18 protein-coding genes and 1 pseudogene are annotated in these 18,731 nt (G+C 39.0%); 8 read left to right on the top strand and 11 right to left on the bottom strand.

Going from position 1 to position 18,731, the window contains the following annotated elements; all coding sequences use genetic code 11:
* Positions 1–136 precede the first annotated feature (136 nt).
* Together HHO47_RS08115 and HHO47_RS08110 are read left to right on the top strand one after the other, a co-directional pair.
* On the top strand, positions 137–1,708 hold the full coding sequence (locus HHO47_RS08115) for a cation:proton antiporter family protein (RefSeq protein ID WP_169019838.1): 1,572 nt from the start codon (positions 137–139) through the stop codon (positions 1,706–1,708).
* 287 nt (positions 1,709–1,995) lie between these two features.
* Positions 1,996–2,277: a hypothetical protein gene (locus HHO47_RS08110; protein WP_169019837.1), complete on the top strand. Its 282-nt coding sequence runs from the start codon at positions 1,996–1,998 to the stop codon at positions 2,275–2,277.
* Between the two features lie 354 nt (positions 2,278–2,631).
* On the opposite strand, the gene HHO47_RS08105 is transcribed toward HHO47_RS08110, so the two are convergent.
* The 5 genes from HHO47_RS08105 to ilvY form a co-directional block, all read right to left on the bottom strand.
* On the bottom strand, positions 2,632–3,867 hold the full coding sequence (locus HHO47_RS08105) for an ATP-binding protein (RefSeq protein ID WP_169019836.1): 1,236 nt from the start codon (positions 3,865–3,867) through the stop codon (positions 2,632–2,634).
* A 6-nt stretch (positions 3,868–3,873) separates the two neighbouring features.
* Positions 3,874–4,566, bottom strand: a complete 693-nt coding sequence (locus tag HHO47_RS08100; RefSeq protein ID WP_169019835.1) for a response regulator — start codon at positions 4,564–4,566, stop codon at positions 3,874–3,876.
* 14 nt (positions 4,567–4,580) lie between these two features.
* Complete coding sequence (locus tag HHO47_RS08095) at positions 4,581–4,967, bottom strand: DUF3019 domain-containing protein (protein ID WP_169019834.1); 387 nt, start codon at positions 4,965–4,967, stop codon at positions 4,581–4,583.
* Between the two features lies 1 nt (position 4,968).
* The gene (locus HHO47_RS08090) at positions 4,969–5,826 is read right to left on the bottom strand and encodes a MipA/OmpV family protein (protein WP_169019833.1); all 858 of its coding nucleotides are present in this window, start codon (positions 5,824–5,826) and stop codon (positions 4,969–4,971) included.
* A gap of 151 nt (positions 5,827–5,977) precedes the next feature.
* On the bottom strand, positions 5,978–6,892 hold the full coding sequence (gene ilvY, locus HHO47_RS08085; RefSeq protein ID WP_169019832.1) for an HTH-type transcriptional activator IlvY: 915 nt from the start codon (positions 6,890–6,892) through the stop codon (positions 5,978–5,980).
* A 164-nt stretch (positions 6,893–7,056) separates the two neighbouring features.
* Between ilvY and ilvC the strand changes: the two genes are divergently transcribed.
* From ilvC to HHO47_RS08070, 3 genes are all read left to right on the top strand, one after another.
* Positions 7,057–8,529 (top strand): ketol-acid reductoisomerase, encoded by a 1,473-nt coding sequence (ilvC, locus tag HHO47_RS08080; protein ID WP_169019831.1) that lies wholly within the window; start codon positions 7,057–7,059, stop codon positions 8,527–8,529.
* A gap of 212 nt (positions 8,530–8,741) precedes the next feature.
* Positions 8,742–10,655 carry a methyl-accepting chemotaxis protein gene (locus HHO47_RS08075; RefSeq protein ID WP_169019830.1) on the top strand — a complete coding sequence of 638 codons (1,914 nt, stop codon included), beginning with the start codon at positions 8,742–8,744 and terminating at the stop codon, positions 10,653–10,655.
* A gap of 81 nt (positions 10,656–10,736) precedes the next feature.
* A complete protein-coding gene (locus HHO47_RS08070) occupies positions 10,737–11,936 on the top strand; it encodes a tetratricopeptide repeat protein (protein ID WP_169019829.1) in 1,200 nt (399 codons plus the stop codon).
* Positions 11,937–12,153: 217 nt separating this feature from the next.
* On the opposite strand, the gene HHO47_RS08065 is transcribed toward HHO47_RS08070, so the two are convergent.
* Positions 12,154–12,471, bottom strand: coding sequence for a GIY-YIG nuclease family protein (locus HHO47_RS08065; RefSeq protein ID WP_169019828.1), 318 nt, complete (start codon positions 12,469–12,471; stop codon positions 12,154–12,156).
* 119 nt (positions 12,472–12,590) lie between these two features.
* On the opposite strand from HHO47_RS08065, the gene HHO47_RS08060 reads away from it, so the two are divergent.
* A complete protein-coding gene (locus HHO47_RS08060; RefSeq protein ID WP_169019827.1) occupies positions 12,591–12,950 on the top strand; it encodes an outer membrane protein assembly factor BamE in 360 nt (119 codons plus the stop codon).
* Positions 12,951–13,010: 60 nt separating this feature from the next.
* Here the strand turns inward: HHO47_RS08060 and HHO47_RS08055 are convergent, their stop codons facing one another.
* Positions 13,011–13,340, bottom strand: a complete 330-nt coding sequence (locus HHO47_RS08055; protein ID WP_169019826.1) for an RnfH family protein — start codon at positions 13,338–13,340, stop codon at positions 13,011–13,013.
* Positions 13,337–13,777, bottom strand: a complete 441-nt coding sequence (locus tag HHO47_RS08050; protein ID WP_169019825.1) for a type II toxin-antitoxin system RatA family toxin — start codon at positions 13,775–13,777, stop codon at positions 13,337–13,339. The genes HHO47_RS08055 and HHO47_RS08050 overlap by 4 nt, the downstream gene beginning before the upstream one ends.
* 146 nt (positions 13,778–13,923) lie before the next feature.
* Here HHO47_RS08050 and smpB point away from each other — a divergent pair, with 146 nt between their 5' ends.
* Positions 13,924–14,403, top strand: a complete 480-nt coding sequence (gene smpB / locus HHO47_RS08045) for an SsrA-binding protein SmpB (protein WP_064666579.1) — start codon at positions 13,924–13,926, stop codon at positions 14,401–14,403.
* A 366-nt stretch (positions 14,404–14,769) separates the two neighbouring features.
* Here smpB and HHO47_RS08035 read toward each other — a convergent pair whose 3' ends face one another.
* From HHO47_RS08035 to HHO47_RS08025, 3 genes and pseudogenes are all read right to left on the bottom strand, one after another.
* Positions 14,770–15,375: a peroxiredoxin gene (locus HHO47_RS08035; RefSeq protein ID WP_169019823.1), complete on the bottom strand. Its 606-nt coding sequence runs from the start codon at positions 15,373–15,375 to the stop codon at positions 14,770–14,772.
* 245 nt (positions 15,376–15,620) lie between these two features.
* Positions 15,621–16,334 (bottom strand): fatty acid metabolism transcriptional regulator FadR, encoded by a 714-nt coding sequence (gene fadR / locus HHO47_RS08030; protein ID WP_064666576.1) that lies wholly within the window; start codon positions 16,332–16,334, stop codon positions 15,621–15,623.
* Positions 16,335–16,441: 107 nt separating this feature from the next.
* Positions 16,442–16,740 (bottom strand): annotated as a pseudogene (locus tag HHO47_RS08025) (transposase family protein); the annotation flags it as partial.
* A gap of 131 nt (positions 16,741–16,871) precedes the next feature.
* Here HHO47_RS08025 and nhaB point away from each other — a divergent pair.
* Positions 16,872–18,455: a sodium/proton antiporter NhaB gene (nhaB, locus tag HHO47_RS08020; protein ID WP_169019822.1), complete on the top strand. Its 1,584-nt coding sequence runs from the start codon at positions 16,872–16,874 to the stop codon at positions 18,453–18,455.
* Positions 18,456–18,731: the final 276 nt, after the last annotated feature.

Here is an 18,731-nt window from a genome sequence, read left to right as displayed (position 1 = left end):
TGAGTTTTTAGCAGAACACCTAACTAAACGAGTGTTTTTCATACACTGGTATATGTGCACAATTTAACACGAATGATTTTCAAACTTGCTGATATTTCGTTACACTAGGTAACCAAATGAAGTGATATTAAGAATTATGGAACTATTATATTTTGCTGTCGCATTTGTGTGTGGCTTTGGCGTGTACCAGCTTAAACTTCCTCCGCTAATCGGTTTTTTGATTGCTGGCTTTGTCTTGAATTTATCTGGTTTTAAAACTACAGAGCTACTTAATACGATTGCTAATTTAGGGATCACGTTGTTACTATTTAGTATTGGTCTAAAACTAAAAGTTAGTCATCTTATTAAGCCACAAGTTTGGGCCCCAGCCTCTTTACATCTTATTATTAGTAGCGCTATTTTTTGTAGTTTGATGCTGTTTTTAGGCGCGTTTTCTTTGCCATTATTTGTTGATCTAAGTTGGCAAAGTGCCTTACTTGTTGGTTTTGCTTTTAGCTTTTCTAGCACAGTTTTTGCTGTAAAAGTACTTGAAGAACGTGGTGAAATGGCAAGCCTTCATGGCAAAATAGCCATTGGTATTTTAGTTATGCAAGATATCTTTGCTGTGATATTTTTAGCCATCAGCACAGGTAAAACCCCCAACGGTTGGGCTTTTTCACTATTAGTTGCCTTGCCATTGTTACGACCAGTCATGTTTTGGGTGCTAAATCGTTCTAAACATGGTGAGCTACTACCTTTGTTTGGCTTTTTCTTTGCTCTTGTCGTTGGCTATCATGCATTTGAATTTGTAGGCTTGAAAGGTGATTTAGGCGCGTTGATCATCGGTATGATCTTTGCTCCTCATAAAAAAGCCAGTGAGCTTGCAAAATCACTACTCAATCTAAAAGAAATTTTATTAGTTGGATTTTTCTTAACGATTGGTTTAGGTGCTGATCTGACGCTCAACTCATTACTTATAGCGCTTATTATTGTATTGGTGCTACCAGTCAAAGCTGCCCTGTATTATTTATTAACGAATGCCTTTAAGTTACGCGCTCGTACTTCTTTATTAAGTGCTTTTAGTCTAGCTAACTACAGCGAATTTGGCTTGATAGTTTGTATGGTTGCTGCCAGTAGCGGGTTAATCACGTCTGAGTGGTTGGCTGTTATGGCTATTGCAGTATCAATGACCTTTATCATTGCATCCCCACTAAATAAACGTTCAAACGAAATTTATGTAAAAATCGAAGCTTGGCTCATGCGTTTTGAAAGCCCCACTCGCTTAGCAGAAGAACTTCCTGTGAACTTAAATGACACCAAGATTGTTATTTTTGGTATGGGTCGTATTGGCACCGGTGCGTATGAAACAATTAACATCACCCATCCTGGCGTTGTAGCTGGGGTAGATATAAAACCTGAAGTAGTCGAAAAACATGTTGCACGAGGCCGTAAGGCACTCTTGGCAGATGCAACCGATCCAGACTTTTGGCAACGGGTAAATCACTCCCATGTAGAGATGATCATGCTCGCGATGCCAAAACATATGCAGAACATTTTTGCTCTAGAGCAATTGCGTGCATCAGGTTACCAAGGTCAAGTTACTGCCATTGCTAACTATCCGGATCAGCAAAAAGAATTAGAAGATATGGGCGTAGACTCGACTTATAACTTCTATTTAGAAGCCGGTAGCGGCTTCGCTGAACATGTAAAACAAAAATTATTTCCATAAAAAATAAAAAGATCCTCAGTACCATAAAGGGTACTGAGAATTATTTTCATTTGATTTTCATATCTTTATATATAGCTGTCCCAAACAACCTCACAAAAGCCCAAAAATAATAGTCAAGCGCATTTACAAAGCTTTACATCCCGATTAGCATTTATCCATGAAAAAAGAGTACACTGCGTTTGTTAGGTAATGCGTAAGTATCTATTTTTAGCACAAAAAAACCTTCTTATGTTTGTGTATACGTATTTATCGGCATTTTATCTTTTGCTATTAAATAAGGTTTTTAGATGAAAAATAAGTTTACTACACAGTTTCAAGCAGTGGTGGATGATGTAAATAACCCAAAACTGGTTGAGCTTCAAAATCGCCTTGATGAAATACAGAAAAATGGAATGACAGCGCTAACAATGCGCGCAGTGCTATTTCAAAAAATGCTCGATATATATCAAGTGCCGGAAAATCATTTCTTACGTGATAGCGAAACACCAAACCGCATCGATGATCCATCAATTATAAACAAACTTAAACAGCTTGGATTTACCAAAAAGCATCAATATCAGATCCATTAGGAAATTATGAGGGCCTACTCCCCTCATTAAATAGGCTGTTTCTTGCCCGTCACAGCCTATTTTCTACCTCCCTTTTGTAATACACTTCACACGCATGATTGAGCAAATTAAGTTAACCATGGATCCAGAGCTTTTAAAAACGTATAAATAAATTAAAAGTGATAAATAATGGAACTTACCTAGCAAAATGAAGTCTACTCCTTTGCTACTTGTTGATTTTGGTTTTAACCGCAGAAAACGCCTATTAGGCGTTTTTTTTTGAGTATAAATTGAGTTAGTGGTTTTTAGTGAAAACAAGGCGCATTTAGCGCTAAAAATTGCTGCTTAAAATAGATTTATTTTCCATAGCTCAGGTTACTTAGGCAAGTAGATTGTAAATTTGGCGCCACCTAATTCTGAATTCGATATCGCACAGCAGCCTTGGTGCCAAGACACTATTTTTGCCACTATGGCTAAGCCAAGCCCAAAACCTCCAGTCTTTTTATCACGGCTTTTATCAAGTCGGGCAAAAGGCTTAAACACGGTATCCCATTGTGATTGTTCGATACCTGGGCCATCATCTTCGACAGATAAAATTACCTGTCCAGTATTTTCAACTAAGCTAATTCGCACTTCGTGATGGGCATATTTCAACGCGTTGCCCACTAAATTTTGAATACTGCGGGCGAGAAAGTGACTATCACAAGTGTAACTGTAAAAAGCTGGTAATTGCATATTGAGTTTTATTTGCGTAGCAAAATCAAGTTTAGTGACAACATTTTCAACTAGCTGCACTAAGTTACATGTTTGCACGGTAAGATTAGGTTGTTGGCTATCAAGGCGAGCATAATCAAGCATTTCTTTGACTAACGACTCTAACTCCACAATATCCAATTGCATGGTATCGATATATTCAAATGCTTTTTCATCAGTTACTCTATCCTCAAGCATTGCTAAGGCAAATTTTAAACGCGCAAGTGGCGTTCTAAACTCATGTGAAACTGATGAGGTAAGTTCTTGTTGCGCAGTTAATAAATGCTGAATACGCTGCTGCATAGCGCTTAAAGTGTCTGTAATTGGCAAAAAGAATGATTTAGAGGTAGCACTCAGTTCAAAGTCTTGTGATCCATCAACAGCTTCACAGGCCAGTCGCAACTTAGCAAAGTCACGCCACAGTAAAAAACTCCATAAGCCAACAGGGATCCCAACGACACACAATAATAATAGATAAGGCCAAACGGATGAGAAGACTGGTGCAGAAACGTTAATTGGACCCACTTGTAATAATTGTTCATTATCAATAGCGATATACCAAATAGCTCGCTGTTGTTGATCAAATAGATAAATATAATTATGTTGATTAAGCTCTTGTTGTTGTTCTGCGGGCAACATTAAATCTTGTTTTTGTACTATTTCACTTTCAAAGCGCGAGGCTATTTTGGTTAGCCCCTGCTGGGTTTGCGCTAATAACCACAGAGAGTGACCAAACTCATCATCGAGCGCAATTTGTTGTTGGTTATCTTCATAAGGCCACAGTTGTTCAATTACCCCGCTGACTAAAAACAAGGAAACTATAATGTACAAATATAAACTTGCGAATAGTTTCCCCATTAATAGTTACATACCCCATGCATCGGAGACAAATAAGTAGCCTTGTCCCCAAACGGTTTTAATACGGTATGGTTTATCGCTGTTATCACCTAATTTTTTACGAATGCGCGATACGCGTACATCTACGGTGCGGTCTAATCCATCATATTGGCGACCGATCATGTGTTGATGAACATGCTCACGACTGAGTACTTCACCGGAATTTGAAGCTAATAACCACAGTAATTCAAATTCATGGGAAGTAAGGGTGATTTCGTTATTCTTTAAACGAACAATACGGCTGGTTTTATCAATACATAAATCGCCAAATTGTAATTCTTCTGGCGCCTTCACTGAAGCTTGGCCACGGCGTAATAGCGCATTAATACGGGCAAGCAATACTCTCGGCTCAGCTGGCTTAATAACATAATCATCAGCCCCCAGTTCCAAACCAATGACTTGATCAAAGTCTTCACCTTTGGCGGTCAACATTAATATTGGTAAGCTAAATTTATCACGTACTTGTCGACACACACTAAAGCCATCTTTACCTGGCAGCATTACATCGAGGATCATCAAATCAACTGGAGTGTTTTCAAGGTAACTAAATACTTCGTCGCCACGGTCTAACACCGCCACTTCAAGGCCATTATTTTCAAGATAATCACGGGTTAATTGCTGTAACCCTAAATCATCTTCTACAAGTAAGATCTTTGCCATTTGCAGCTCCAAGATTAAAAAAAGCTCCACGGTGAACGTAATCTGCGCCGAGTAGTTTTAGCGTGAGTACTTTGTACTTCTATACGTGTTGTCGCCAGCAGTTCATCCGTGTGAGGATTGACTAGGGAGTATATGGTTTCAACCTGAACACGCGCTTTATGATTGAATTTTTCTAAGGTAACTTGTTGCCAACATTGGAGTTGTTGCTTTTCATGATATAAACATACATCCATTTTATCAGGCATATTTAAAACAAATTTCAAATCAAGATCACAAAAGTCTTGTTGTTCGGAAACCACACAGACTTTTGGAGATACTGTTAATAAATCTTTTTTTGCGACTGCCGACTTTGGCCATACCAACAAAAAAACGATGTACACACTAGGTTGTAAATACTTCATATTAAAAAATATGATCGAATCCTATAAAGGCAGTCATTGAATACGTTTGCTCAAACAACGGACTGTCATCTAAGGCCGAATAATCATAATAAGCCACATAAAAACGCAAATAATTGGCCTCATTTAAGGGCCAGCGGGCATCTATTTTAGCATAAGGCTGCCAGCTACTACCAATCTCAACTGCACCATTTGGAGACTCTTTTTCTGTTATGCCATAAAAATACGTATTCAATGCAGCCGATTTATACCAGATGCCAATACTTGGCTTAATCTGTAGCTCACCAATCTCATTGTGCATTTGCCACTGCAGTGCACTTCGCCATCCTTCGTACACGCCGGATACATCAGCTAATGCTTGTACTGAAAAAACATGTTGCTCGAATACATAATGATAACTCAAGCCTGCATCCAGAGCCCACTTGCGTTTATCAAGTTGATCTATATTAAGTTGAGGTTGCTGCTGCTTATTTAACTCACTATTACTTGTCAATAATGAATTAGCGGATGTTAATGCAAAAAGATTACTTGGATGCCAATCAACAAAAAAACGTGTTTCAGGGTTCAGCTCGCTAACCAAATTAAATATATGTGGAGTGTCTTGTACCAGGCTATAACCTAAACGACCATTATCAAAAAAGAATTGTTCACCATAATAGGCTACATCGGGGATCACAACTAAAGGGAGGTTATCTCCCCCATTTAGTGGATTACTCATAACACCTAAGCCCAGATTAAGGCTCAGGTGCCACTGCCCTGGAATGATACCCTGGCTAGGCTCCTCTGATTGCTTTGCAAAACAAGGGGTCGTAAGCAATACAGAGATACAAAGTACAGTAAGAAAATTAACTATCAACTTCATCGTTGTTTTTATGCCAAAAAAGCCAATCCAATATTCATTATCATAGCAAGGTATTAATAACTAATCCTTAGGCAATTACAATCATTCACACTTTAGTACACTAGGAACGATTTAAGGTAAACAAACTTTACATTTTGCATGTTAGGCTCGGCTAGGGAGCTAAACTATTAACGTTTTTCAGTGATTGAGCAATTTCCCATAACGCATTTAACGCGGCATCAGGTAACTCTTTACGTAATACTGCCAAACCAATCTCAAACCCGGCAGGGGCTTCTTTTTGGTCACTGATCACCTGAACACGATCTTTTAATGGGCTATTATCTAAAACAATTTTTGGCACCATGGCAATGCCTAGCCCTAAACTCACCATTGACACCATAGCTTCATGCCCCGCAACTTGCGCATAGATCTTTGCATTAATACCATGTTTACGCCACCACAGCTCTAATCTTTGGCGAGTAAAACCTTGCTCTGGCACTATAAACTCAAGCTCAGACCAATCTATCTTATCGCCAAACTGGGCCAGTTTTTCAGTGAGTAACGACGGAATACGTGGCGCGATAAACACCAAGGACGAATAACCAATACTGGCAAATGCAATTTGTGTCGGTAATTTATCAGGCTTTGCAGCAATTGCCATAGCTTCTTGTCCGTCAAGCACACGATTAATTGCAACTGCGGGGTCGCCAGTATTTAGCTTTATTTCTATATGTTGATGTTGCAAACGCAGTTGCTCTAATAGTTGATGCAAAAAACTATAAGAGGCCGTTACTGAACAGTAAATACTTACCTTACCATATATAGTTTGCTCAGGATTTTGTACATTTGCTCGAAAACGCTGCCAGTTAGCTAACGTAGCCGTTGCATAGTCAATAAACGACTCTCCTTCAGCCGTTAGCTTTACACTGCGATTATCGCGACTAAATAATGTAACTCCCACTTCATCCTCTAACTGCTTAATATTGCGACTTAAAGTGGGCGCACTTATGTGGCATAACTCGCTGGCACGAGCAAAATGTAAGGTTTTGGCAAGTGCCAGGAAATAATGTAATCGTTTATGGTCCATAGTGATCCCAACCGTTAGCGGTTATTAATTAGGGTGTTTCATTTTTTGAAATACTTTAATGCAAATATATCATTTTACGCAAGGGTAAAAATTCCTTATGGTGACTTTAAGCAAGGCAATAAGCGCTTGCATCTAACAAATACGAAATTTATAGGATACTAACGATGGCGAATTACTTTAATACTCTTCCTTTACGCGAGCAGTTAGCACAACTAGCACAGTGTGAATTTATGGATCCGGCTGAATTTGCCGATGGTGTTGATGCACTTAAAGGCAAAAAACTTGTTATTGTTGGTTGTGGCGCACAAGGTTTAAACCAAGGTCTTAACTTACGCGATTCAGGCTTAGATGTCGCCTACACATTGCGTGATTCTGCAATCTGCGAACGTCGTCAATCATTTCTTAATGCGTCTGAAAATGGTTTTACTGTAGGTACTTACGAAGAATTGATCCCAACTGCTGATGTTGTGTTAAACCTAACACCCGATAAGCAGCATACTGCGGTTGTAAACGCAATCATGCCGATGATGAAACAAGGCTCTACACTTGCTTATTCACATGGCTTCAATATTGTTGAAGAAGGTATGCAAGTGCGTGAAGATATCACTGTGATCATGGTTGCACCTAAGTGCCCAGGCTCTGAAGTTCGTGAGGAGTATAAACGCGGTTTTGGTGTACCAACCCTTATAGCTGTTCACCCAGAAAATGATCCTCAAGGCCATGGTTTGGCGCAAGCGAAAGCTTATGCAGCCGGTACTGGCGGTCATCGCGCTGGGGTATTAAAGTCTTCATTTATTGCTGAAGTAAAATCAGACTTAATGGGTGAGCAAACAATTCTTTGCGGCATGTTACAAACCGGTTCAATCTTATGTTTTGATAAGATGATCGAAAAAGGCATAGACGCCGGTTACGCATCAAAACTAATTCAATACGGTTGGGAAGTTGTTACTGAAGCACTTAAATACGGCGGCGTTACAAATATGCTTGACCGTTTATCAAACCCAGCGAAAGTAAAAGCGTTTGAATTAAGTGAAGAATTAAAAGTAATCATGCGCCCGCTTTACAATAAACACCAAGACGACATTATCGATGGCACTTTTTCGCGTGTCATGATGGAAGATTGGGCGAATGATGATGCAAATCTTTTAAAATGGCGTGCAGAAACAGCTGAAACAAATTTTGAAAAAACCCCTGCTGGTGATGTTGAAATCACCGAACAAGAGTTTTTTGATAACGGTATATTGATGGTTGCTATGGTTAAAGCAGGCGTTGAGCTTGCCTTTGAAACCATGACTGCTGCGGGTATTATCGCTGAGTCAGCATATTATGAGTCGCTACATGAAACACCATTAATTGCCAATACCATTGCACGTAAAAAGTTATTCGAAATGAACCGTACTATTTCTGATACGGCAGAATATGGTTGTTACCTATACAATCACGCATGTTTGCCACTGTTACAAGACTTTATGCAAAACATCGATACTGATGTGATTGGTAGAGGCTTAGGCGAGCGCTGTAATCATGTTGATAACCAAACACTAATTGCAATCAACAAATCACTGCGTGAGCACCCTGTTGAAATCATTGGCACCAAATTGCGTGGCTACATGTCAGCAATGAAGAAAATTGTTTAACTCTAACCCTAAATTGTAATCCCTGGAAAGTAACAATTTCGCTTGTTAGAAACCAAGCCCACATGCTCACGCTGTGGGCTTTTTCATTTTATTTACTTTATCAATATACGTTTTAGAGTAACTTACAAACTGAGAACTTACTCTATTAGATGATGAACTGCATGAAAAAAACATGCTAAAATGCCCCATAATTTGTAAATTTAGTACCCATAATGCCGTTTAAAAATTTTAGTATCACACGTAAAATCACTATTTTAGGGATCGCTATTGCCTTATCAGTCGCCAGCTTGATTGGCATTACCGCACTATTATCCGCCAAAACCATCATCGAACAACGGATGATCCAATCTGAGTTGCCCAGCAAACTACACGCCATTAATAACTATATTAGCTTAGAAATTAATGAACTACTCAGTGCCGCCGAACAAGTATCAAGTAATCATTTTATACTCGCGTGGGCAAATAGGCGTGATAGTAATGATGAAATTTTAATAAAAGAATTAAACCGTTTAGTAAAACAATACGATCTGGCAACTGCATCATGGGCTAATCGTGATACCGCGCAGTACTGGAATCAAAATGGTTTTTTAAGAGTATTAGATAGACAGCAAGATAGCTGGTTTTTTGATTTTAAAAACGCCAACCAAGCTTACTCTATCAGCTTATATCAAGAGCCTAATGGTGACACAAAAATGTTCGTTAATCATCAACAGCTCAATGGCATCGGCTTAACTGGACTGGCAAAAAGTATTGCTGATATGCAGGCACTACTGAGTAAATTTACTATCGAGCAAACCGGTTTTGTATTTATTACTAACGATAAAGGCGTTGTTAAACTCCATCAAGACGTCAATAAAGTAGAGAAAACAAACCTAGATAGCTTGTATGGTTATCAAGTAAGTGGTCAATTATTAACAAGCAATGAATTTAACTTACAAGAAGTCGAACTCAATGGCGACACTTTTTTTCTAGCAGCAAGTCCAATTAAAAACACCCAACTCTATGTCGTTGCACAGGTGCCAAAAGCAGAAGTTTTTGCAGGGATCACCACATTACAGTGGCAAATTTTAAGCTTTACTATCGCTATTGCGCTGTTGGCGTGTATCATCAGTTTTTTACTGGCTCGTTCGTTATCTTCACCACTTTCAAAAATGACAGAATTATTTACTCGTTTAGGATCTGGTGATGCCAATCTCGCTTATCGTTTGCCTCACAGTGACCAGCCTGAGTTATTAGCATTAACGAATGGTTTTAACCAATTCATTGATAAAATTGAAACCGCCATTGCACAAGTCTCCCACGAAAGTTTAGAAATTCGTCAAAGCTCAGATCAGGTATTTGCTCAAGCTAAGCGTAACTCACAGGCAATGGACAACCAAAAAGAGCAGACTATCTCTGTTGCAGCAGCAATCAACGAAATGGGCGCGACAGTGCAAGAAATTGCCCACAGCGCCGCAACTGCCGCAAAACTGACCGAAGATAGTAAAGCCAATACATTACAGAGCCACCAGCAAGTAGCACAAAGCCAACAGAGTATCACGGCATTAGCCGGTGATATTGACACAATTGCGGGACAAGTAACTGAACTTGCTAATAAAACCCAGACTATTGCTAGTATTGTTGACTCTATTCGTGGTATTTCAGAGCAAACTAATTTACTAGCACTAAACGCAGCAATTGAATCAGCACGTGCTGGCGAACACGGCCGCGGCTTTGCCGTGGTTGCGGATGAAGTAAGAGCACTGGCCAACCGTACATCACAATCAACGACTGAAATTCAGGCAATGATTGAAGAACTTGCGAAAACGGCTACTAATGTGGTTGAACATATAGCCCAATCCAAAGATAAGGCTCAGCACAGCGTAGCAACAATGCAAAGCTCTGTGCAGTTGCTTGATGCTGTTACCAATACCGCTAATGAAATTAATGATATGGCAACCTTGATTGCAACAGCTACAGAAGAGCAAAGTAGCGTGGTTGCTGACGTAGGTCGTAATATTGAACAAATTAGTGAGATCAGCGATATGGCAATGCGAGAACAAATTGATACCGAGCAGGCGATCAAGGGACTTGCCAACAGCGCACAAACCTTAGCGAGTTTAGTCGCCACCTTTGAAAAGCGCTGACACAGTTTGTAACTGTTAACATCTACCCCAACTAAAAAATAGACTAAACTTACTAAGTCAGTTATTAATTGGGGTATGATTATGACAATATTAACGCGACTTTGTAAGTTAGCAGTCATCGTGCTGCTTAGTAGTGTATCTGCTTGTACCAATGTGAGTAATCAACCAGTGCTCCCCCCTCCACCAGTCACTGAAAAACAATCTTTCACGCTTTATCCTGTAGAGAGTAGCGAACAGATATTTACCTTAAGTGATGCAATAACACAACAACTCGATGCAGCCTTCCCAAGCAATAAACGAAATTTAAATAACACCAGAAAATTATTAAACTTTTTATTAAAAAATGGCGATGCATCTTTATCATATCAAGCAGGAGCGACCCTCACAGCAAATCAAGCTTACAGCGATTTAAATGCCAATTGTTTATCTTTATCGATTTTAGCTTATAGCATGGCGGAATATTTAGGCCTGTACGGGCAGTTTCAAACAGTACACATTCCTGAGTATTGGGCGATAAGTAACGGCTACAACTTATTAACTGGGCATATAAATTTAGTTGTTACACAACAGCGTAATAGCAGTACTAGCAACAGTGTTACTTACCTTTATAATACCGAAAACTCACTTGTCATTGATTTTGATCCTAATTCGCGAGGTGAAAGATTTAAAACGACACCGATCAGCAAACAACGAATTACCGCTATGTTTTATAACAACAAAGGTGCAACAGCGATGCTGAATGGGCAACACGACTTAGCCTATAGCTACTTTTTAGCTGCCACAAAAGCCGATGAAAATTATTCTGCTGCATGGGGTAACTTAGCGGTATTGCTGCGCCTCCATTCACAATACGCAAACGCCGAACTAGCCTATAACTACGCAATTGCACTAAACCCTGACAATAACACCGCACTGGGCAATTTAGCTCTACTGTATCAACTTACTGAACGGACTGAGCTGGCAAATGAAATTTTAACTAAACTGGACTTAAAACGCCAAAGTAATCCATACTACCATGTTGCTTTAGGTAACGATGCTTACCTTATTAAAAACTATCAAGACGCTATTAAACACTTTAATAAAGCCAAGCTTATTGATAAACATATTCATGATAGCTACTTTGGCTTGGCTCGTACCTATTATCAATTAGGTGATTTTAAACAAGCGTATCGCCAATTACGCTTAGCTGATAAACATGCCGATTTTGATCATGATAAGCAACGTTATAAAAATAAATTACAGGCACTCAATGACATGACCGCGCGAGTAATTAATGATTAACTATTTTATTTTGGTATGGGCCATGATCCCCACCATCATATACCCAAACCACCTCAAGATACGAGCGTCGTTGGAATTAAAAATTCCGACCTATTAAGTAATATTAACCAAGCACTTTATATTGATGCAGTTAATTATATTGGCGCATTTATTAGCCAACTCGATATAAACACTCTTTGAGCTAAATTGTGGATAGTAAATCTATTTTAAACTCAGTTCAGGTTAACAAAATCCCAGAGCTAACAAATGCTCGCTTTTGTGCCTTGCTTAAGCGTTTAATTTTTATCTCAAGTTTACTAGCTTCACTGCGAGAACCGACTTCACATTGATATATTAAAGTCAGTGGCCCCTTCCCCTTTAAGTTTTTAGCCCCTTTGCCCGCTTGATGTGCTGCAAATCGTTTTGCCACATCCGTACTGATCCCTGTGTACCAATGCCCTAAACGTGTTTGTACAATATAAAGAGACCAAGTGGAGATATTAATTGTCGCAGTATTTTCAGTGGTAGTTAAACTTTTAGCGGACTCTGAGGTCAAAATTACGCTCCAAACATCGATAGTAAAAATTAAGTCACAAACAATTACTCAAAAGGGTTTTACCTTAGGTGACTAATCGGTATCATGCAGTTTATAAAAAATAAGGATCCAAACAAACAATGCAGTCGTTAAAAACTTTTTCTCGTTGGTTTATCGTTGCTCTGACTTTAAGCGCAACCGCAGGTTGTTCTAGCTGGGTTTATCGTATCAACATCCCACAAGGTAACTTTTTAGAACAAACCGATGTTGACAAGCTTCGTATCAATATGACCCGTGAGCAAGTTCTTTATGTATTAGGTAAACCTGTTGCTGAAGACGCTTTCGATAAAAACACGTGGCATTATTTATATTCTTTTAATCATGGCCGTGATAACGAACAACGTAAATCACTTACTATCAATTTTGAAAATGAAAAATTGGTATCACTCAGTGGTGACTATGAGCAACCCGCAGAGTTTAATACACCACTTGAGCAATAATGCTCCAACTCAGTAAATTACTAAAAGGTTAGCAACAGCTAACCTTTTTTGTTTGAGCTATTACTTAGCTTTATCAAGCGGTCGTCCACCAGTAATCTTATTAGCACGACCTTCGTCTTTGGCTTTTTCTGCACGTTTACGCCTCGCGTCTTTAGGATCAGCAATTAAAGGACGGTAAATTTCAATTCTATCGCCATCCTCAAGCACTTGCGTAAGCTTACAGGTACGATTCCAAATTCCTAAGGTCAACGCTAAGCCATCAATTTCGGGGCACTTAGCGAGGATACCTGATTGCATCACGGCATTTTCTGCCGTTGTACCTACGGGTACTTCAACAAGCAAACAAGTTGCCGTGTTAGGTAATGCATACACAACTTCAACTTTTATCATAATCGTGGTCCGTATACGTGTTTTGCTCGCTGAGTAAATGCATTCACCATGTTTTTTGCAACATCGTTAAATACTCGCCCAAACGCAAGTTCAATTAATTTACTCGCAAATTCAAACTCAAGCTGCAATTGAACTTTACATGCATTGTCATCCAACACTTGAAAATGCCAACGCCCTTGCAAGGCTTTAAATGGTCCATCCACTAAACGTAATGTTACGGTATTTTCGTCTGCAAAGGTGTTTTCAGTGGTAAACCATTTTTTTATACCCGCTTTGGAAATTTCCAAACTTGCTGTCATGGTATTATCGTGCTGTGCAATAATCTTTGCAGCCGAGCAATGAGGTAAAAATTCAGGATAAGCATCCACATCATTGACTAAATCAAACATTTCTTTGCTGCTATACATTACTAGCGCACTTTTTTTTATTTGTGGCATACTCACTCCCAACTGTGTGGGCGAATTTTAGCAAGCTTTGCGTTTTTCCCCAAACTTTCCTGGCGCTTTATTTACAAACACTTTTTTATCCGCAAAAATAAAAAATCGATGTAAAAAGTAGAGCTTTACGTATAATATGGGCCACTATGGCTAAGAAAAATTCATCTAAATCGACAAGTAATACTATCGCGCTAAATAAAAAGGCGCGTCATGAGTATTTTTTACACGACAAGTTTGAGGCTGGTGTTGAACTACAAGGCTGGGAAGTAAAAAGCATCCGAGCTGGTAAAGTAAACATCTCTGAAACATACATTCACCTTAAAAATGGCGAAGCGTTTTTGCTTGGTAGTCAAATACAGCCACTCAATAGTGCTTCAACCCATGTCATTTGCGATCCATTACGTTATCGCAAATTATTATTAAGCAGACGTGAGCTAGACCGTTTAGTTGGTGCGACTGAGCGCGATGGCTATTCATTAATCGCCACTGCCATGTATTGGAAAAAATGCTGGGTGAAACTAGAGTTTCACCTTGGTAAAGGTAAAAAAATGCATGACAAACGTGAAGACGGTAAAAACAAAGACTGGTCTCGTGAAAAAGAACGGTTAATGAAACACAAAGTTTAATCTATCTAAACAACCTCAAAAACGCCTAATTCCGTTAGGCGTTTCTATTTATGTCCCTTAAATTATTCTAACTGTATCAAATATAGTACACCTCTTTGTAATTCAATTTGATAACAAACACATTACATCATGATAAGGATTTAAGGATGAAGAATATACTCCCATTTAAACCTAAGCTAATCGCTTGTGTAACACATCTAGAATGGTTGATTTACAAGCGGCTTATCGTATTACCGAATCGACCAAGATCTCGATTGGCGTAAATAACCTATTTGATGAAGAGCCACCATTCGCTTTCTAGCGATTACCCTAAACAAAAAAACCGCCAAATTGGCGGTTTTTTATATTCTAAAACAAAGGCCTAAATTATAGGTCGCCTTCGTTTTCAGAAAGGAACTTAGCAACGCCTGCAGGGCTTGCATCCATCCCTTTTTTACCTTCAGTCCAACCAGCTGGACATACTTCACCGTGCTCAGTGTGAAACGCTAGTGCGTCAACCATACGAAGCATTTCGTCGATGTTACGACCTAGTGGTAAGTCATTTACTACTTGGTGACGTACATTACCTTCTTCGTCGATTAAGAATGAACCACGAAATGCAACGCCAGCTTCTGGGTGCTCAACGTCATACGCTTTACAGATTTCGTGTTTAACGTCTGCAACTAATGCATATTTAACTTCACCGATACCGCCGTCTGCCACAGCAGTTTTACGCCATGCGTTGTGCGAGAATTGTGAATCGATTGAAACACCGATTACTTCAACGCCACGCTTTTGGAATTCTTCATAACGCTTGTCAAAAGCAATTAGTTCAGAAGGACATACGAAAGTGAAATCGAGTGGGTAAAAGAAGATAACTGCTTTTTTACCTTTGATTGTTTCGTGAAGATTGTAGCTATCTACGATCTCGCCGTTACCTAGTACTGCTGCAGCGGTAAAGTCTGGTGCCTGGCGGCCTACTAATACACCCATTTTATTCTCCAAATATTTGAGTTTATTTCTAATTGCTTACGCAATGCTTGCTTTATTATGGGATCTAAAAATTAAATACCAAGGGCTAGCACGCATAATTGTTGAAATATTTTAGGGGTAATCAGACCAAATAGATAATCGGATTTTCAAATCACTGCAATCGAAAATATAGAATACTTAAATACATAGCAATAACGCACAAAAAAACCTGTAAAAACAGGCTTTTTATTTTAATGCTATGATAGTTAATCCATGATATTTTCCGGCATATCACCGCGGATTTTTTGCCAAATTTCACCCGTTTGATGACCGTATTTACGCATCATTGAAATTGCGCCGTCATGTTCGCGTTTCTCAGCAAGTATGGTTAAGTCTTTATAGAATTGACGCGCTAACTGGCGCGTACCTGGATCTGAAAAGTAATGACAACCAATTTTAGAGTAAAAACCTTTAAAGCCATTAAGAATAAGTACATAAATACGGTTATTACCTGCAACGGCTAACTCATGGTGTACTTTATAATCATAATCAGCAAACGCTTGTGCACTATCTTCAAGTTCATCACTTTGTGAAAGAATTTCTATCACGCGATCAGGTGCTAGTTTAATGGCAGCACGAGTATAAATAGCGCTAATATTAGTACGCGCAGAAAGTAACTGGTCGGTTAACTCGGGCATTTTATCTTCATCAAGACGCGCTAACGTCTCTAAAATATTGAGTCCTGAGGTTTCCCAAAAGTTATTTACTCGAGTCGGTTTACCATGTTGGATTGTTAACCAACCATCACGCGCTAAACGCTGCAATACTTCACGTAAGGTTGTACGAGTAACACCGATTAATTCTGATAACTCTCGCTCAGCAGGAAGAATAGAACCTGGTGGAAAATCACCATTCCAAATTGACTCCACAATGTACTCTTCAGCAAACCCTGCTGGGCTTTTCGCTTTAAAAATTCTCATTCAATTCCCACTTGAGTTACCACATAACATGACTTTAAACTATTAACTGACTGATTGTACCAGATGAAGCCAAACTAACAAGTAAAGTCACTCCATTAAGATTGATTTGATTTAACACGCTGTTGGTTGACCCAGCTGTACATGCTCAGTAGCAATGAGTCAGTATCGAGCATTCGAAATATTCTAGCAATGCTGTGTCGGTATACCATTATTGAAAGGACGAAATTTTTTTAACCAGTCAATCTTACTTTTACCGTATACTTCAATATGTTGCCATCCTTCGCATCCAGATGTAACAAGCATTAATAATAAGGAAAAGCACAGCGACAAGGTTATGATGCTGGTTGATAGTTGAGCAGTTATTTTTTACAAGTTCTAAATGGGAAAATAAGGAATATAAAGTAATGAAATTTCTAGAATTAGATCATAAATTATAAATTATAAATATTTACAAAGTATACTCCTGCCCTGATGGCTAGACTAAATTAACTTAACCAACAACTGTTATACTTAAATAAATAATAATAAGGAACACCTATGCAACAGAATGTTTTCAATACAATTTTTAAGAATTTTTTAGGCTCTGCCCCACAATGGTATAAATACACAATTATTGCTTTTTTAGCTATTAATCCTGTGTTATTTCATATCAACCCCTACATGGCGGGCTGGGCATTAGTTTTAGAGTTTATTTTCACTCTCGCGATGGCGCTTAAATGTTATCCACTGCAACCTGGTGGTTTACTTGCAATTGAAGCACTGTTTATAGGCATGACAACTGCTGGGCAAGTAGAGCATGAAATTGTTCAAAATGTAGATGTTATCTTACTGTTGATATTTATGGTCGCAGGCATCTACTTTATGAAAGATTTATTACTCTATATTTTTACCCGCTTGGTGGTATCAGTGCGTAGCAAAACAGTGCTTTCCTTGGCATTTACTATTGCGGCAGCATTTCTCTCTGCATTTTTAGACGCACTTACGGTAATGGCGGTGGTCATTGCTGTCGCCATGGGCTTTTACAGTATTTACCATAAAGTCGCCTCTGGAAAAGATTCCACCAGCGAACATGATATTAACGATGATAACCAAGTACGCCCAGTTAATCGTCAAGAGCTTGAAGAATTTCGAGCTTTTTTACGTAACTTATTAATGCATGCCTCAATTGGTACAGCCCTTGGTGGAGTCTGTACTATGGTGGGAGAACCACAAAACCTTATTATTGCAGAGCGAGCAAGCTGGCAATTCGGGGAGTTTTTCTTACGTATGTTGCCTGTGACTATGCCTGTATTCATCACTGGTATTATGACTACAATATTACTTGAAAAGACAAAAACTTTCGGTTATGGCGCAAAGTTACCAGAGCCTATTCATCAAATACTTGCTGATCACGCCAAAGAGCTCGATAACAAACGCACTAAGCGTGATAAAGTTAACCTGATATTTCAGTCAGTTATTGCTGTATGGTTGATCATTGCATTAGCTTTACACTTTGCCACCGTCGGCTTAATTGGCTTATCCGTCATTATATTTGCAACTGCGTCTGCAGGTATAATCGAAGAACATCAACTCGGAAAGGCGTTTGAAGAAGCATTGCCGTTTACTGCACTGTTATGTGTATTTTTCTCAATCGTTGCTGTAATTATTGACCAACATTTATTTACACCTGTGATAACTTGGGTACTGACATTTGAAGGACAATCACAGTTAGTTATGTTTTTTATCGCTAATGGCCTACTCTCGACGGTCAGTGACAATGTGTTTGTTGGCACTGTTTACATCAATGAAGTGGCGGCGGCTTTAAAAGCAGGACAAATTAGTCGCGACCAATTTGATTTATTAGCAGTAGCAATTAATACTGGCACAAATTTACCGAGTGTAGCCACACCTAATGGGCAAGCTGCATTTTTATTCTTACTAACATCAACACTTGCTCCCGTATTACGTTTATCTTACAGCCGTATGGTGTATATGGCACTTCCCTATACCATTGTACTTACGGTTGTTGGTTTAAGCTCTACATATCTAGGGCTGAATGAAGTAACTGATTTATTCTATCAATGGGGTTGGATTGAACACCACAGTGCAAGCTTGCAAAATATAGGACGTTCAGGTCACTAACTATCCGAATTCTAGACTGTAAATCCTTTAACCTACATTTAGCTAAAAGAGTATCGAGTAGGGTGAGGCTTTTGCCTCATCCCTCTTACAGAACCGTACGTACGAGCCTCGTATACGGCTCCTGTATTCTTCTATCCCTTCTACTTATTTACTATATGCAATTTCACTGGATTTTCCCACAGCATTGATCTGACTAAGTATAGGGCGTTACGCTATTTTACACGCTGCCCCATCAATGCTGCCAAAACAGGTTACGGTTAGTTATCTACCTCTAAC

It is taken from the genome of Pseudoalteromonas arctica, assembly GCF_012927645.1.
Classification (GTDB): domain Bacteria; phylum Pseudomonadota; class Gammaproteobacteria; order Enterobacterales; family Alteromonadaceae; genus Pseudoalteromonas; species Pseudoalteromonas arctica_A.
This window is presented reverse-complemented; position numbering and strand designations above follow the sequence as displayed.

Coding starts and splice junctions, on each gene's coding strand:
- HHO47_RS08105 (WP_169019836.1), bottom strand. CDS start 3,867: ATGGGGAAACTATTCGCAAGTTTATATTTGTACATTATAGTTTCCTTG.
- fadR (WP_064666576.1), bottom strand. CDS start 16,334: ATGAGAATTTTTAAAGCGAAAAGCCCAGCAGGGTTTGCTGAAGAGTAC.
- HHO47_RS08070 (WP_169019829.1), top strand. CDS start 10,737: ATGACAATATTAACGCGACTTTGTAAGTTAGCAGTCATCGTGCTGCTT.
- HHO47_RS08100 (WP_169019835.1), bottom strand. CDS start 4,566: ATGGCAAAGATCTTACTTGTAGAAGATGATTTAGGGTTACAGCAATTA.
- ilvC (WP_169019831.1), top strand. CDS start 7,057: ATGGCGAATTACTTTAATACTCTTCCTTTACGCGAGCAGTTAGCACAA.
- HHO47_RS08050 (WP_169019825.1), bottom strand. CDS start 13,777: ATGCCACAAATAAAAAAAAGTGCGCTAGTAATGTATAGCAGCAAAGAA.
- HHO47_RS08110 (WP_169019837.1), top strand. CDS start 1,996: ATGAAAAATAAGTTTACTACACAGTTTCAAGCAGTGGTGGATGATGTA.
- HHO47_RS08090 (WP_169019833.1), bottom strand. CDS start 5,826: ATGAAGTTGATAGTTAATTTTCTTACTGTACTTTGTATCTCTGTATTG.
- HHO47_RS08035 (WP_169019823.1), bottom strand. CDS start 15,375: ATGGGTGTATTAGTAGGCCGCCAGGCACCAGACTTTACCGCTGCAGCA.
- HHO47_RS08095 (WP_169019834.1), bottom strand. CDS start 4,967: ATGAAGTATTTACAACCTAGTGTGTACATCGTTTTTTTGTTGGTATGG.
- HHO47_RS08075 (WP_169019830.1), top strand. CDS start 8,742: ATGCCGTTTAAAAATTTTAGTATCACACGTAAAATCACTATTTTAGGG.
- HHO47_RS08060 (WP_169019827.1), top strand. CDS start 12,591: ATGCAGTCGTTAAAAACTTTTTCTCGTTGGTTTATCGTTGCTCTGACT.
- HHO47_RS08055 (WP_169019826.1), bottom strand. CDS start 13,340: ATGATAAAAGTTGAAGTTGTGTATGCATTACCTAACACGGCAACTTGT.
- smpB (WP_064666579.1), top strand. CDS start 13,924: ATGGCTAAGAAAAATTCATCTAAATCGACAAGTAATACTATCGCGCTA.
- ilvY (WP_169019832.1), bottom strand. CDS start 6,892: ATGGACCATAAACGATTACATTATTTCCTGGCACTTGCCAAAACCTTA.
- nhaB (WP_169019822.1), top strand. CDS start 16,872: ATGCAACAGAATGTTTTCAATACAATTTTTAAGAATTTTTTAGGCTCT.
- HHO47_RS08115 (WP_169019838.1), top strand. CDS start 137: ATGGAACTATTATATTTTGCTGTCGCATTTGTGTGTGGCTTTGGCGTG.